13 protein-coding genes and 3 pseudogenes are annotated in these 14643 nt (G+C 58.3%); 7 read left to right on the forward strand and 9 right to left on the reverse strand.

What is annotated here, in order from left to right; translation table 11 throughout:
• Window positions 1–40 precede the first annotated feature (40 nt).
• From ACTGJ9_RS17200 to ACTGJ9_RS17210, 3 genes and pseudogenes are all read left to right on the forward strand, one after another.
• Entirely contained in the window at window positions 41–283 is a 243-nt protein-coding gene (locus ACTGJ9_RS17200) for a hypothetical protein (RefSeq protein WP_456678005.1), read from the forward strand.
• An 867-nt stretch (window positions 284–1150) separates the two neighbouring features.
• Window positions 1151–2231 (forward strand): annotated as a pseudogene (locus tag ACTGJ9_RS17205) (IS5 family transposase).
• A 982-nt stretch (window positions 2232–3213) separates the two neighbouring features.
• Entirely contained in the window at window positions 3214–3528 is a 315-nt protein-coding gene (locus ACTGJ9_RS17210) for a hypothetical protein (RefSeq protein WP_456678006.1), read from the forward strand.
• Between the two features lie 43 nt (window positions 3529–3571).
• On the opposite strand, the gene ACTGJ9_RS17215 is transcribed toward ACTGJ9_RS17210, so the two are convergent.
• From ACTGJ9_RS17215 to ACTGJ9_RS17230, 4 genes are all read right to left on the reverse strand, one after another.
• Window positions 3572–4006 carry a DUF2721 domain-containing protein gene (locus ACTGJ9_RS17215; RefSeq protein ID WP_456678007.1) on the reverse strand — a complete coding sequence of 145 codons (435 nt, stop codon included), beginning with the start codon at window positions 4004–4006 and terminating at the stop codon, window positions 3572–3574.
• A gap of 92 nt (window positions 4007–4098) precedes the next feature.
• Window positions 4099–4455: a DUF1214 domain-containing protein gene (locus tag ACTGJ9_RS17220; RefSeq protein WP_456678008.1), complete on the reverse strand. Its 357-nt coding sequence runs from the start codon at window positions 4453–4455 to the stop codon at window positions 4099–4101.
• Window positions 4424–5608 carry a DUF1254 domain-containing protein gene (locus tag ACTGJ9_RS17225; protein WP_456678009.1) on the reverse strand — a complete coding sequence of 395 codons (1185 nt, stop codon included), beginning with the start codon at window positions 5606–5608 and terminating at the stop codon, window positions 4424–4426. The genes ACTGJ9_RS17220 and ACTGJ9_RS17225 overlap by 32 nt, the downstream gene beginning before the upstream one ends.
• 53 nt (window positions 5609–5661) lie before the next feature.
• Window positions 5662–7101, reverse strand: coding sequence for a DUF1254 domain-containing protein (locus ACTGJ9_RS17230; protein ID WP_456678010.1), 1440 nt, complete (start codon window positions 7099–7101; stop codon window positions 5662–5664).
• 311 nt (window positions 7102–7412) lie between these two features.
• Here ACTGJ9_RS17230 and ACTGJ9_RS17235 point away from each other — a divergent pair, with 311 nt between their 5' ends.
• The 3 genes from ACTGJ9_RS17235 to ACTGJ9_RS17245 all read left to right on the forward strand — a co-directional run bounded on the left by ACTGJ9_RS17235 (window position 7413) and on the right by ACTGJ9_RS17245 (window position 9574).
• Window positions 7413–8396, forward strand: coding sequence for a hypothetical protein (locus tag ACTGJ9_RS17235; RefSeq protein WP_456678011.1), 984 nt, complete (start codon window positions 7413–7415; stop codon window positions 8394–8396).
• Complete coding sequence (locus ACTGJ9_RS17240; protein WP_456678012.1) at window positions 8359–8754, forward strand: hypothetical protein; 396 nt, start codon at window positions 8359–8361, stop codon at window positions 8752–8754. The genes ACTGJ9_RS17235 and ACTGJ9_RS17240 overlap by 38 nt, the downstream gene beginning before the upstream one ends.
• A 148-nt stretch (window positions 8755–8902) precedes the next feature.
• A complete protein-coding gene (locus ACTGJ9_RS17245) occupies window positions 8903–9574 on the forward strand; it encodes an alpha/beta hydrolase (protein ID WP_456678013.1) in 672 nt (223 codons plus the stop codon).
• Window positions 9575–9583: 9 nt separating this feature from the next.
• Here ACTGJ9_RS17245 and ACTGJ9_RS17250 read toward each other — a convergent pair.
• The 5 genes and pseudogenes from ACTGJ9_RS17250 to ACTGJ9_RS17270 all read right to left on the reverse strand — a co-directional run bounded on the left by ACTGJ9_RS17250 (window position 9584) and on the right by ACTGJ9_RS17270 (window position 13621).
• Window positions 9584–10383, reverse strand: a pseudogene (locus ACTGJ9_RS17250) (LssY C-terminal domain-containing protein).
• A gap of 81 nt (window positions 10384–10464) precedes the next feature.
• Window positions 10465–11426 (reverse strand): annotated as a pseudogene (locus ACTGJ9_RS17255) (SphA family protein).
• A 263-nt stretch (window positions 11427–11689) separates the two neighbouring features.
• Complete coding sequence (locus ACTGJ9_RS17260) at window positions 11690–12088, reverse strand: helix-turn-helix domain-containing protein (protein ID WP_456678014.1); 399 nt, start codon at window positions 12086–12088, stop codon at window positions 11690–11692.
• Window positions 12089–12240: 152 nt separating this feature from the next.
• Window positions 12241–12879: a response regulator transcription factor gene (locus ACTGJ9_RS17265; RefSeq protein ID WP_456678015.1), complete on the reverse strand. Its 639-nt coding sequence runs from the start codon at window positions 12877–12879 to the stop codon at window positions 12241–12243.
• Window positions 12880–13351: 472 nt separating this feature from the next.
• A complete protein-coding gene (locus ACTGJ9_RS17270; RefSeq protein ID WP_456678016.1) occupies window positions 13352–13621 on the reverse strand; it encodes a hypothetical protein in 270 nt (89 codons plus the stop codon).
• 346 nt (window positions 13622–13967) lie between these two features.
• Between ACTGJ9_RS17270 and ACTGJ9_RS17275 the strand changes: the two genes are divergently transcribed.
• The gene (locus tag ACTGJ9_RS17275; RefSeq protein WP_456678017.1) at window positions 13968–14612 is read left to right on the forward strand and encodes a hypothetical protein; all 645 of its coding nucleotides are present in this window, start codon (window positions 13968–13970) and stop codon (window positions 14610–14612) included.
• Window positions 14613–14643 lie beyond the last annotated feature (31 nt).

Consider the following 14643-nt stretch of genomic DNA (forward strand, 5'->3'; position numbering starts at 1 on the left):
TCCGACAGAAGTATCCTTGGTCGGAAAAGGAGTGAACGACATGAAATTCTCCCGCATTGCTCTCGTCTTGGCCGTCCTTGTTCCCTACGTCGCGTTCGCCCAGGCGGAGGCGGCGGTGGAGCCGGGGGCGGATTCGCCAGCGGCGGCACGGGTGGCGCTGCCTCTTCAGGTGCTGCAGGCACAGCTTCGACATCCCCAGGAGCAGGAGGAATTGGCAACTCTGCTACCGGAGCGAACGGAAGTGGGGCGACCGGGGCAGCGACTACAGGAAACACCGGACTAAATGGAAGCACGGCGACCGGCAACACCAACAGGCCGGCGACCGGCCGGCTTCCAAACCAGCAGACCGGTAGCGGCAATGGGCTCAGCACGGGATCGACGCCGGGCACCAATACGGCTGGTACTGCGGCTCCGTCAGGCTCCGCGGGTGCCAACGCGCAGAATACCGCCGCTGCGGGCGGCATCGGTAAACCGACGACCACGAACGAACAGGACAGCGACGCCAAAATCAATCAGGAGAACAACAAGGCCGTTAAGACGGTGGGGAAGATTTGCAAAAATTGCTGAACACTCTCGCGTCGATATCGATCACCTTCGCCGCAACTCTGGCGACAGTTCACCCGGTGCAGGCTACGGGCAAGCCGCATAACCATCGTCGAGCCCAGTACCAGTGGAGCCGTGCGTGGATCGCGTAAGAACGGCGTCTTCTAGCGGGCTATCAAGGCGCGAGATCGGGAGTTAAGCTGCCCTCCGGTAAGAAAACAGCGCCTCCAGGGTAGTGGGCTTAAACATGTAGCGGTCTCCCGACTGGACCCCCCGGCGAGGACGATGGGCTTTCTCCTGTCCGGTCAAATTGAGACAACAAGTCATTCCGACACGGCGAAAACGTACTGAAAGTTCAACGCAGGTCTAGCGGTCCAGTTGCCGGAATGGGCATTGATTTTCTTGGCAAATCATACGCCTCTTAATCAGCGGGTCCCAGGTTCGAGCCCTGGTGCGCCCACCATCATTCCATCAGCGAAATCAAGTAGCTAGCCTCCCAGGCTCCAAGCACAGAGTGAGAACGTCTAGCTAGCAGTCTGCTGAAGAACCCCTCGCCACGGAGAGGGCTTGATGATTCACTTATCATCTCGAATCGGCGGAGGCGATCATGCGCGGCAGGTTTACGGATCAGGGCGGCCTGTTTTCGTACATCGCGCCGGATAAGCGTGTGCCAGCGAACCACCCGCTGCGGAAGGTCCGGGAACTTGTCCGGGATGTTTTGAGTGATTTGAACCGCAGCCTTGGGAGGCTCTACGCCAGCGAGGGACGTCCTTCGATCCCTCCGGAGCAATTGCTAAGTGCGCTGCTGCTGCAGGTGTTCTACGGCATCCGCTCGGAACGTCAGTTGATGGAGCAACTGGACTACAATCTTTTGTATCGGTGGTTTGTGGGACTGTCGCCGGACGATCCGGTTTGGGACCCGACCACCTTCACCAAGAACCGGGAGCGGCTGCAGAACGGCGATGTATTCACGAAGTTCATGACCAGGCTTCTCAACCATCCACAGGTCAAGCCGCTGCTGTCGGACGAGCACTTCTCGGTGGATGGAACGCTGATCGAAGCCTGGGCTTCACAGAAGAGCTTTCGTCCCAAGGACGGCAGCGGCGACGATGATGACGGCGCGAACTTCCATGGCCAGAAGCGCAAGAACGACACCCATCGCGAGCACCAGTGACCCCGACAGCCGGCTTTATCGCAAGGCGGCCGGACGGGAGGCCAAGCTTTGCTATATGGGCCACGCCACCATGGAGAACCGGCATGGGCTGGCGGTGGCCGGCAGGGTCACGCATGCCAATGGCACCGCCGAACGCCGGGCTTCGGAGACCATGCTGAAGGCGAGACGCAAAGCCGCAGGCCGCCGCATCACGGCCGGTGAGGACAAGGCGTACGATACCGCCGATCATGTCGCCAATCTTCGCGCCATCGGCGTGACGCCGCATGTGACACAGAACCAGGCCGTCACCAAAAAGACCCGCAACAGCGCCATCGACGAACGAACCACGCGGCATCCAGGGTACGGCATGTCGCAATCGCGCCGGGCGATGGTCGAGTGCATTTTCGGATGGGGCAAGCAACACGGCACCATGCGCAAGACCAAACATCGCGGCATCGCTCGCGTCGCCGCCGACTTCCTGCTCAATCTGATCGCCTACAACCTGATCCGCATTCCAAAACTGCTTGCCCCTTAGCCACCCAGCGTCAGGGTGCCCCCAACACCAGGCTAGAAATCACATCCAACTCCGCCACGCCGCCCCAACAACGACCGGACAGAAGAAAACTCTCCATTTCAAGATTTTTCAGCAAACTGCTAGACGCGTTTTGACGTCATTTTGACGCTCTCGTGCGACAAATGTCCCGCTCAGTAATCGATCCCGTTTTGTGCGGCGTCGCTTCCGGCGTGCCCTGCGTCCAACTAGCTTTGTGTCCGGCACTACATGAGTGGCGACAAACGCTCCTCATGGCGAGAATGCGTGTTCAGGGCAGCCTATGGATGCTCAACGTTCCGTCCATTCACCTCTTTGAAGAGCGCAAGCACCTGTGGCCCGTTCAACAACTCGTTGCTCCAACTCAGAGGCCTCAAGTCGATGTCTTCCCAATCGAATGAAATGAAATCGAGTTCGAACTCTTGCCTTGATAAAGATTGACAGAAGCGCCTGAGAGGGAGAAAGCCAGAGCGAATTGCGCAAGCTGCCACGGCCTCATCGACCGCCTTTCGTTGTCTTGGCGAACGTAACGCTTGCCGCTGGCCTCGCAGACTGCAGGCCATCGTTGCTCCCGGCCGTGCGAGCCACTGACCGGATGGAAGTTTTCGATCGGGCATTTTGAAATTGGTCTTGAAGCCGCCAGCCCTCATGGACGATAGGACCAGGAACTTGACCGGCGAACTCACCCGTCTGTGCCAGGGTGATTGTGCTTGAGGCCAACAGCAAAAATATGAGTATCGCCGAATGTGCAATTAGGGTTCGCATGTCCGCATCTCCTGATTGTCCGAGAGATTTTCAAGGAGGCCGGACTTCCTTGTCTATGCAAATTCGACCCCCGCCGCCCGTTGCTCTTTGACAAACGTCGAGCGTCGACCTGTCGGATTTTGCATAGACGAAAGCCCACGACTGGATACAGGCTGCGCAAGGAGCTGTTGAGAGAGCGACCTCAAACAGGCAGGGTGCCATCATGCCAATCTCGATCTCGATGATGATTCTGGGTTCCCAATTGCTCATGCCAGTAGCCGATAGCGTGCCGAAGTTCGACGTGGGCCGGAGTTGCAAGCTCGATCTTGCAGCTACGGCCGGGCTCACGGTCGATCAGTCTCTCAAGAATTGCATCAATGATGAGCAAAGGGCGCGGCGCCAGCTTGGTGCGCTGTGGTCGAAAATGTCGGTCGCGCAGAAAGAGAGCTGCACCGGCATGGAGACCGTCGGTGGTACGCCAAGCTACCTTAGTCTGCTGACGTGCCTCCAGATGGATCAGTGGGTCCGCAAACCCTGATCTTCACGTCGGCCTGGCAGCCGGGTGGTCCTAACCACCTGCATCAACCGTAATGATCGAATTCGCTCAGCGCAATCCGCACCTCGCGCGCAAAATCGACCAACGCTATGGCGAATGCGGCCAGAGCGACTATAAAAAGAATGGCCACACCGTGCTCGTGCCGTATCTGAAGCAAGGCGCTTGCGAACGCGACCATCACAAGCGCTGTCACTGCTATACTGCCGATGACCGCCCAGAATATTGCCCGGTTCAGCATCACCGCGCGGCGCATGAGGCGCGGAAGATCGAGTTTTAGCCTGGACCTTACCTGGTCTTGCTCGTCTATCCCGTTCAGGACGATCGTCCTGTCGATGATCCTGTTCAGGCGGGAAATCAGGACAGCAATGAAAGCTGCCAAAGCTCCCAGGAGAAACGCTGGAGCCGCCGACTGAGAGATCACATGCGATAGCTGGATGACGGTTGGCGTATCTTGATACATTGCACTCAGTCTTTTGCGTGCGCGAGAGACATCTGAACGCTGTCAACCCGTGAAGGGGCCGCATCGTCCGAGCCCGAGGAGATATTCCATGCTCAGTTGACGAGTTCGATCTCGCCGGGCCGCCAGGTCTTGTTGAACCATGGTTCCAGCGGGCCATAGAGGCGCAGCAACATGAACCAGCCCTTGCCCGGAATCGTCTGTACCCAATTGTTCTCCATTCCCGCGGGAGCCTTCGGTCCGAAGTAGACGTCCACCGAGCCATCCGCATTGGTCTTGACGTCCTTACTCTGGCTGCTGACGCTGGGAGCCTGTTGGTCGGTTTGCACCATCGAGCGGGTCTGGTTGTCGTAAACGATGACCGACCAGAAATCCTTGACCGGGACGTTGCGCGGCAGCCGCAGCTTGTAGTTCTTGCCGTCATCGAAGGGACTGCCCTTCGCGTCCTGCACCGACCAAGGGTACTGAGACCCGCGGCCCACCATCTTTTTCTTCCATTGCAGGCGTCACGGCGATGGCAAAGTAATAGTAGAAGACTGCGCCGTCGAGATTGCTGACGCCCGGCGCCGTCTCGAACTTGTACCCGCCCAAAAACGGCAGGCGCCATGCACTGTCTGGATAGAAATACGCATCCTTCGGACGAATTTTGAAAGCGATTGTGCGTGCCGTCACGGCGCCGATGTTGGCGGCATCAGTGAGGATCTTCTTCATCCTTTCGTCAGGGTTGAAGGGCTTTCCCTTCACGATGCCGATCGAGGCAAACAGGCCCAAGGTGGTAGGATCGGAACCCTCCGCAGGCTCCTCCTGGATGACCTGGTTCAACAGAGCCCAGAACGAGTAGTTGCCCGGTGAGACAAAGTTCGACGGAATTCCGGAGGCATTGACAAATCTCATGGGCGGCGGGCTGGCGGCCTCGGCCAACGGATAAATAAGCAGGTCTTTCTTGACCGAATCGACCGCCGGCTTGGTGGAGCCGTCCACAACGAAAGCGCGAAAGACAAAGTAGCTGCCGAAAGTGCTCGGCCGCAAAACGTGATAACCCGGCGGGATGTCACCGTTGAATCCGGGCGGCAACAGGAGGTACTTGCCGCCTTGGCCCTTGTCGGCCCCGGTGAAGCCGATGTCGCCCACCCACTTGTACCAGAAGTCGTCCACTGTCCCGAGCACCTTGGGAGGGATCTCGGCCACGACCGGACCCTTGCTCGTGTCGACCCAACTGAAATTGTAGACCGTGTTGTCGTTGCCAGTGAGCGCAACGGTCTTCGAATCCATCAAGCCTTCCCAAATCACGTTGGTCTGGTTATCAGGTCCGAACTTGCGCAGCGATTCGCGCATGCCGGCCTGATTTACGATTGGGATCGCGAGTAGATAAGCCTGAAGGGCGCGCGAGCGGTCCAGGTTATCGTAGATCTTTTCAACGGTGTGGGCTGACGGGTAGCCGTAATTGAGATTCAGCGTCCCGATCGAGGACTCGATGTTGTCCGGCACGGCGACGCCTGGTGCGAAAGGCGTCGTCATCTTGTAGGTCTGCGCGGATGCAGCCCCCGCACCGATCATGAGCACCGCGACCGTAGTGCAAAGCAGTCTCGTCGTGCGCATCATCATTCTCTCCTTGTCAGCAGCCGACAATCGCATCAGCACACGACCGAAATAGATTCTTACGCCAACGTGATGCCGGGCGGCTGCCAGGTGCCTGAGCCTGGTGGCAGGATCGATGGGGCTTCGGTCTTGGGCCAATAGAGCCGCATGACCAGGTAGATTTCGCCATTCGGCGCTGGCAACCAATTGGATTCCTTGTCGGCGCCAGGCGACTCCTTTTGGAGGTGCAGTGTGAGAGACCCATCTGCATTCTTCTTCATACCGGGCAGCATTGGCGAGTTGATCAGATATCGGTTGATTGGATTTTCGATGAGCAGTTGTGTCTTGCCGTCATACATGGTCACCGACCAGAAGGCTTCCACCGGCGGATATTGCCCGGCGGCGAACGTGATCGAGTAATTGTGCTTTGAGCAATCGAGAACCTCGCCGTTGGCAAGCGTTCTGGTGAGCGGGTAGACGGCCTCAACGGCGTCGTTGCCATATATGCCGCCCTTGGCTGCGGCAGCCCGTTTCAGCCAGTCACCGCTATAGAACAATCGGTCGCCGAACAGCGAGCCGACTTTCCAGCCGTTGATGTTCTTGCTGCCCGTTGCGAGATACTTCTCGACCTTCTCCTCGCCGTCCTTCATTCCGATGCCGATTTCAAATTTGTGGGTGAGCGGAAGCTCCTTGAAGGCGAACGTCTTGCCCGCGCCGACACCGATCCGCGCCAGTTTCTCGCGGATAGTGCGTTCTTCCGGCCCTGCCGGCGCGAATTGGAGCGCGAAGTCCAGATACTCGAAGAAATTCTTTTTCACGAGATCCGCGTCGACTTTGGGAAAATCGATCGTGGGTGCAGTTGGTGGCGCGGGCTGTTTGAGATAGGTCGAAAGCGGCTGCGCCTTGTAGCCGGCCTGAACCTTCTCGACGTTCGGCATGTCTGCCGGGTTGAATAGTTGGGTGCGAATGGCAGCGAAAGCAAACTGGGTCGAGGATTGGAACACTTTCTTGATTCCGGGCGGATTAGCTCCCTGCCAGTTCGGCCCGACGACCATGTAGTCGCCGGGATCGTTCCCGGTCGCGCGGCTGCCGATATAGCCAAAATTGAAGGTATTGCCGTCGATCAACTGGACCGTATAGTAGCGAGTTTTCTCCACGGCCGGAACGGAAACGACGAGCGGCTCGGCGCGCAGATCGAACCAGAGAGTGGAATATGGCGTGTCGCTGTTGGGCGTCACGACAGCGGTGTCCTTGTAGGTCGCGACGTGCGCCAGGTTCTTGATCTGATTGAACGGCGCCTTGAACTGGCTGTTCGTGCTGTCCACGGAGAACTCGTACATGACCGCGTAGTTCATCACGATGGGTAGGCCGTAGATAAATCCTTCCTCGGCGATGGCTTTGGCCTCTCGGATGTCAGGCCATTCGGGCTTGCTCTGCGCACTCACGGGGGCAGACTTCACCATTGGCACGGTAATCACGGCTACCGCAGCGGAGCGAAGCAGATCGCGTTTTGTCAACATGTGAATATCCTTCTCAAATGTATTCGGGGCTGCCGTGCCAGCTTGAGCAACTTGACGCCAAGCCTACCGGGCGCATACCTGCGACGGCTATGCAAAAACGGTCGTCGTGTAACGCGTGAGCGCGCGGGCGCCGATCGGCTCAAAGCCCGAGAACGACTGCGGAAACCCCTTCACAACTCAAGGCATGTCTCACGTCCGATTTTGCATAGACGGACAGTCCAGCGTGTTCGTATGAAGGGTGTGGCCGTAGCTCGTTGGGCATGAGGCCTGTTGCGCGTCTCCTAAGGGACGTCGGTCACGCGGGGCATGCTATGGCGAAGCTCGTCACCAACCTGCCGCGATGGCTGCGGATCGTGCTTGTCGGGGTTGCAACTGCCGCCGTCCTTGGCGGTGGCTGGTTCGTTTATCGCCATTTTGCCAAACCCGTTTTTCTAACAGTTGCCACAGGATCGTCTGATGGCGAAGCCCAGTTGCTGATCTCGGCGATCTCGGCCCGCCTCACGGCATCGGGCGCTCATGTCCGACTGAAGGTCGTCAATGCGGGCACGTCGGCGGGGGCGTCCGAGATGCTGGTGGGGGGCAGAGCCGATCTTGCCGTAGTTCGTGGCGATACCGGCGGTCTTTCAGACGCGCGAAGCGTGCTTCTTCTGACCCACGGCGTAGTTCTGATCATGGCTCCGTCGGCCGGGAGCGCCGACAGCCTGGGCGATCTGCGCAACACAACCATCGGCGTCATCAGTGGGGACGCTAATGGGGAAGTCGTCGAAGCCTTGAAGCAAGTCTATCCGTTCGATCGCGCCAAGGTCAGCTTCCAGAACGTTGCCATTGGGGAGGCGGCGGCCGCGCTGTCGTCGAGAAAGGTTCACGCCCTGCTTGCTGTTGTTCCTCTTACCGAGAAATACCTGGCGAAAGTCCGCGAATTTTTTCAGCAGAATGGCGGAAAGGGGTCGGCTCCGAAGCTCATCGAAATCGAGTCGGCCGGGGCGGTTGCCAATGTCGCGCAATCCTATGAGAGTTACGACATTCAAAGGGAACTTTGCGCGGAGCGCCGCCGGTGCCGTCAGATGATCTTACGTCGCTGCGAGTCCTTTTTATCTTGTCGCCAACAAATCGGTCGATGCCGACACGATCACAGACCTGACGCAATCGCTGGTCGACGTTCGCAGGGATTTGCTGTCCCAGTATCCGATTTTGGCGCAAGCCGGCGCTCCCAGCACGGATGCCGATGCGCTCATACCGATCCATCCGGGAGCCGCCGTGTACTACAACGGCAACCAGCAAAGCTTCCTCGATAAATATGACGACAAGCTCTATTATGGTTCGCTGCTGCTCGGCTCTCTGATCTCGATTGTCGTAGCAGCCTGGCGCTTCGCCGGCTCGGACGTTGCAACCAAGAGCATGCTTGAACCGCTGTACGAACTCGGCCGTGAGATCAAGGGTGCCGAGAGCGAAGCCGAATTGCAGGAGATCGAGAAGAAGATTGACGACATACTGAAAGTTGAGCTTGCCAGGAACGCGAACGGCGAGGGTACCGACAACGCCGACGTTGCCGCTCTGAGCCTCGCCGCTCACAGACTGCAATATCTGATGGGCCACCGCCGAACGCTGCTTCGCAAGGCACCAGCCGTTGAAGAGTTTGCGAAGGCCAAATAGGCGCGCGGGCGCTCGGCTGGGGATCGTACCCGGAGTTGTGTTCTCGTGGGGCGGCATTGGACAGGGGTCTGCAAGACAGATATCCCCACTGGCAAGCTATAGGTCGAAGTCGCATATTCATGGCTACACCGAAGGCGCCGTCATCCCGGTGCTGTTTACTTGGCCTTCCCGCGGCGAACTGCGGTTGCGGGCCTATACGTATGACCGGGAAAGTGCGAATTACTCACGCGACGCTCTTGAAGAGTTGCTCGGCTCGTTGACGGGCTACCCCTCCGTCTCGGAAGGTTCCCTGTTGGCCCACTCGATGGGAAACTGGGTGGCTTTGGAAGCTTTGCGCGGGCGATCGATACGTGGCGAACTGGCCGCTGCTCGTTTGAAGCCGGACAAGTTGAAGAGTGTCCTGCTTGTGGCCCCGGACGTCGATGTCGACGTCTTTCGCGCACAAATCCAACGCATGGGATCTGCGCGACCGCGGATTGCCTTGTTCGTGTCCCAGGATGACGAGGCACTTGGTCTCTCCAAGACAAATTTGGGGAGATGTGCCGCGACTGGGGACATTGATCCGAAGCTGGAGCCATATCGAAGTGAGCTTGCTCGAGATGGAATAGCTATCTTCGACCTGACAACTCTTGCGAAGGCTGGAGACGATGCTCACGATAGGGCGTTCGAGGATGTCACTTCGGTGATGGGAATGATCAAACAGCGTTTCGCTGACGAACCAGCGTTCTGGGGCCGCCAACTCATTGGGCCTCACAACCGATCAGGCAGGTGCCCCGGGCAAATAGCCGAGGCGAGACGTGACAGTTCACCGCCGGGCTGATCAATTGTCTCAGCCGCCTGCGAGATACGAGAACAATGCGTCCTTCGTCTGGATCAACACGGGCGGCGGCGCCATTGTGGCAAGCTTCTCGGCCTTGTCTCCGTTGCGAACAAGCGTGGCTACCCATATCTCTCCATCTGTGTAGTAGGGGTCACCTTCACCATTCCGGCCATTCAGAGTGGGACCAATTCCTTTCATTTGGTAAATGGCAGTGAGCATAAGAGCATTGTTGAGTGAGCCGATCAGCCGGCCTCGCTCCTTGTCAATGTCTGGAGCGATGCGGTGCGTCACTTGGCCAGTATCGCGGCTGAGAGTGACTCCGTTGTCGAACGTGACCGCCCCGAGCCAAACTGGCCTCCCATCGGTTCCAACGTCGAGTATAGCCCATAAGCGGATATGTTGGCGGCGATCCGCGCTGACACCGTCGGGCTTTTCAAACGCCAGATCCTGTTGGCGTCCTTCGAAGAACAGCGGACTAACAGGCGCATCTCTATAAGGCAGATCGAGTAACACGCTGCCTATGATGTCAAGCTGCTCCGCAAAGTGATGGAATCTGCAGGATTCCAGCCAGCAGCGTGAAAGGCGCGGATTACGTCTTGATGACTTCCGATGAAGCCTACGTTGATCGGACCTCCAGGTATTCCTTGTGCCGTCGACGTCAACATTGCTCGTTTTGCGAGTCCAGGCTCGTGCTCGATCCGCGACCATGTCGCGGGCAAAATCAGGTAGCTGAGCGTGACGTAACAAATGATCAGTGCAGCCAGAAGCAGCACGATTGGACTTCCACGGCGCCTAAAGCCAACATTCATTGGATATGTCCTGCACCACCAAGTCCTGTCGCGACAGTATACGGCAATTTCGGGCGAGCCCGGTAGGATCGCCCAAGAGCCTCATTTCGTCGCCATTCGCCGGGTCGGCGCCACGGTGCTGACAGGCGCCATGGGCGAGATCGAGAACGTCAGCCAGGTATTCCAACCCGCCGGCCGGTTCTCCGCTGCGAATTCGCCGTATCCCTTCAAATTGAGGTAGCCCTGCAGGTCTCCCACGGGGAATAGATATCCGATCTGTGGGCCAATTGCGACGACGCGAGAGCGGAAGCCACCGAGGATAGGATGTTGGCCCGAATCGTCCGTGATCTGTTGATATGCATATCCGACAAGGCCGACAAAGACCTGCTTCGACAGAAACTGGGATGCACCCCAATCGACGTGGAAATCGATCCCGTTCTGGTATTGGGGTCCTGGTTCTTGAAATTGTAAGTCAACCCAGCGACCGCCGAAAATTCGTGGCCGGTTGCCGGATTGAAATAGGTGTAGCCGCCGCCGCCATCGATGGCGCCATGACCGATGCCGAGGTTGGTGAGGCGGCTGAGATCGTAAGCCCCGACCGGAATGTCTCCAGTCACATACGTCATGAAATTATGCACGCCGGCATTCCATTTCAGTGTCGCTTGCGGATACAGGTCTCCCACCGATGTAAGCAGATCTGAGATGCTTCCCGTGCGGGTCGTGACGAGCGGACCGATAGCTGTGGTGAGCGTCCCGTCCAGACTGGTGCTGGCTCGCCCGAAGATGCCCGTGACACCGACCGCCAGTTGCCCACCCAGAACGGGCGTTGCGAGTGTGTAGGTCGGGTTGAGCAGTACCAGGTCGGCCTGCGCGTTCAGATGCAGATTCAGATTGGCGTTCACCGCCCGGGGGAAATCGACCGATCTGAATCTCCCTGGCCGCGGCTGCGGCACCGAACGCCGATACCGACGTATGATAATAGACCTCCGCCATGGACCATCCGGGCACCTGAGGCGTGGCCGCGAGGCTGCTGAACCGACCCGGGAGCCAGTATGAAACTCCACTTTCGTCAGCGTAGGCTGCCACGTACGCAGATCCGAACATCGTCACAGCAAGTGAGCAAGATGCTACGACTGATTTTTTGTTCGGATACCTTACGTGTCATTTCATGCCCCCGAGAACTGGACTGTGTCGGTCCAGGGATTGAATGTCTCGCCACAATCGCCGCTGTGCAAAATCGGCCCAAACTGATGCTCGAAAATTACGCCGGCCTACACTCCAAATGGAAGACCGGATCTGTGGTCAGCAGCGCCATTGACTGCAAACGTCATATCCGGCGATGCGCGTGCAGTGTCTTCGAGGGACTTTCGCCGAATAGTTTCCGGTATTCGACTGAAAAGCGTCCCAACTCCACAAAACCGAAGCTCGTCGCTATTTCCGTTACGGTGGCGAGTTGGCTATCTGCGGATAAAAGGGCAAGGCGAGCCTCGGACAATCGCAACATTCTGAGGTGCCGGCACGGCGGGATGCCATGGACCTTGTGAAACGCCTTGCGTAGCGTTCGTTCGCTGACTGCAAGACCTCGACAAAGCGCCGCAATGTGAAGCGGTTCATCCAGGTCGGAGAGCGCCAGCGCCTCCGCCTGCCTCACAAGATCATGGCAGGGCCGATTTGTCCTATCGGATGACATCTCCAGCACAGTCGTGACCCACTGATGCATGATCATCGAAGCCCTCGCGTAACGACTGTGGCAACCCGCTCTTCCGGGACAGAAAACAGCACACCGGGGAGCTGGGTGATATTGTCCTTTGGGGCAGACCGTGGGTTGCGGCGCCCGCCGGACGCCGTCAGCGAAAGGTGAGTCTGTTGATATGAGCCTTACGTGCCGGTGCCGGCTGAAGGTGCCGTCAGCAATCCGACGCGCTCCGCAATAGAGACAACTTCGGCGAAGGATTGAACCTGCAACTTCTGCATTACCGCGTGCCGATGCGCCTTGACAGTTCGCTCGGATGTACCCAGCGCGTGAGCAATTTGCTTGTTCAATCTGCCGCGGACCATCAGTGAAAACACCTCGCTTTCCCGGGGCGTTAGTGTCTCGACAAGCGATCTGAGAGAGTGCAGCTGGTCCCTGCTCTCGCGCATCCCTGCATAGCGAACCAGCGCCCGCTCGATCGCGGGTAACAAGGTGTCCTTGGACACCGGTTTGGAGAGAAAGTCTTCGGCGCCGGCCTTGATGGCACGTACGCTGGTGGGGATATCTCCATGCGCGGTCATGAAGATAATCGGCCAGTCCGGCGATAGCTTGGCGAGCTCTTCCTGTAACTGCAATCCGCCGAAAGATGGCATCTGGACATCGAGCAGCAGGCAGCCCGGTTTGGCGTCTTTGATGCTTCGCAGGAAGTAAGCTGCGGATTCGTAATCCGCGACTTGGTAGCCCGAGATCTTTAGCAAACGGGAAATTGCCGTTCGAAACGATGGGTCGTCATCTACAACGTGAATCACCGGAGCGCCGGTCATAAGTTTTCGCCTTCGTCAGGGACTGCCGGACAAATCCGAAAAGTCTTCGATGCGGCGGGGCGTCAAACTGCCATTTGCGGCCGCTGAACCTTGAAAAGTTAAGAAACACGACAATAGCTCGGCGCGGCCCGAGTGGTCAACTCAGCGTTGTGCATTGCGTCAGCGGGCGCTTTGCCGCAGGTCCGCGTAACGACGACACCGCGCTCCTATAGATAGGCGGTATAGGCACTGACCCGGACAAGAATAGAGGCGAGAAGATCAATCACGCCCGCTTTCGAACACGATATCCACTTGAGTGCCGGGCTTAATCGTCTGGAAGCCATTCTGCGAAAACCTTCCAACACTTGTAATCTCATTCTCGACGATGAACGACATCGCGGATTGCAACGGCTTGGCCTGATCGCGCCAATCTCGGAGTCCGTCGCGAGCTTGGCAGTCCGCTGCGTTGCTTTGGCGGCATTGAGTTGCGCGCTTACCGTTTCAAACTGGACCTCGATGTCCTGCTCCATGAGCGCGGTGTTTGCCCCTCCGTCGATAGCGTCTGGGTGTCGGCGAGGCGCTTCGTGTTGTACGTCAGCTGGGCTGCAAGACCGGCAATGTTCGCTGTCGCCTGCTCATAGTTCGATTCCAAGGACCGGATCTTCTGGCGCGCGGCGGCGAGCGACGCCTGCAGCTGCATCACGGTGGACTGGAACGGTGTCGGATCGATTTGAAACAGCACATCTCCTGCCTTCACCAGCACGTTCGGCGTGACCGGAATGGCGATGATGGCGAACGTCTATTCTGCAGAACGCTCATTGGCTGGACTATGCAAAAACGGCGCGGCAGCGTTCTCTCGTCTTGCCGAGCGCTCCGCGGCATTTTCATGTCGGGTCGTTTTTGCATAGCGGATGGTGCCTGGGCTTTCCATACTTGGCAATGAGCGTGATGCCAAGCGACGATGTCGCGACACGTCGCCCGAAATGCAACAGGAGAGACGGACATGATGCGCGCGAGACTGACACAGATCGCAGGACTGCTGGCAGCAGCGATGGTGATAAGGGGGCGCGGAGACAAGCTTCGCTCAAGGTGCCCCGGCACCGTCTGTCATGAAGACGATCGGCACTCCTTCCGCTGCCGCCAAGCCTGAGATCGTGCCGTCATTGTTCGTGCTCAACTCGCGCGGCGCGACACTGCAGGGGGACACGCTAGTTCTGTCGGGAGTAGCCATGAGTTCGATCATCTTTGCGGATCGTCCGGTGCGGTCCGCGGGGCACCAACCGACCTCAGAGGTCATTGCGGAATGGGGATCGGGCGAGGACAGCTTTGCCAAGAACCCGCCCAACGCCACGGTTTCGGTGCTGAGCAAGGACGGTGCAGTAAAGGACGCCGTTGTTGTGCTCAAGAACCCGAAGCTTGAAGGCGACAAACTGACCTTCAATGTGCAAACCCTTGAAGGCGACCTAGCCAATGCGGAGGGAGCGGCAGCGCTGTTCATCGATATCATCGGCCGGCCGTTCACGCCGCTGTCGTTTGCCGGTGTCGCGCGGCGTTCAGCCTATCGCGGCGCTATGTATGCCGGAGCGGTCGGAGCAGCAGCGTATGCTGCGCCCTATGCGTATGCCTACGCTCGGCCGGTCTGCGGCTATTATCCGTATCCCCCTGTTATTGAGACGAGCAGGGGAAAGGGGAAGGCAAAGGTTTTTCTTGCGCGCCGGACAGCCCATAGTTGTCCGGTGCCGGGGGAATGGTGAGGCGGCGAACGGGACGGATGGAGAAGAAGAA

Origin of the sequence: Bradyrhizobium sp. RDM12 (genome assembly GCF_051917485.1) — a bacterium.
Taxonomy (GTDB): Bacteria; Pseudomonadota; Alphaproteobacteria; order Rhizobiales; family Xanthobacteraceae; genus Bradyrhizobium.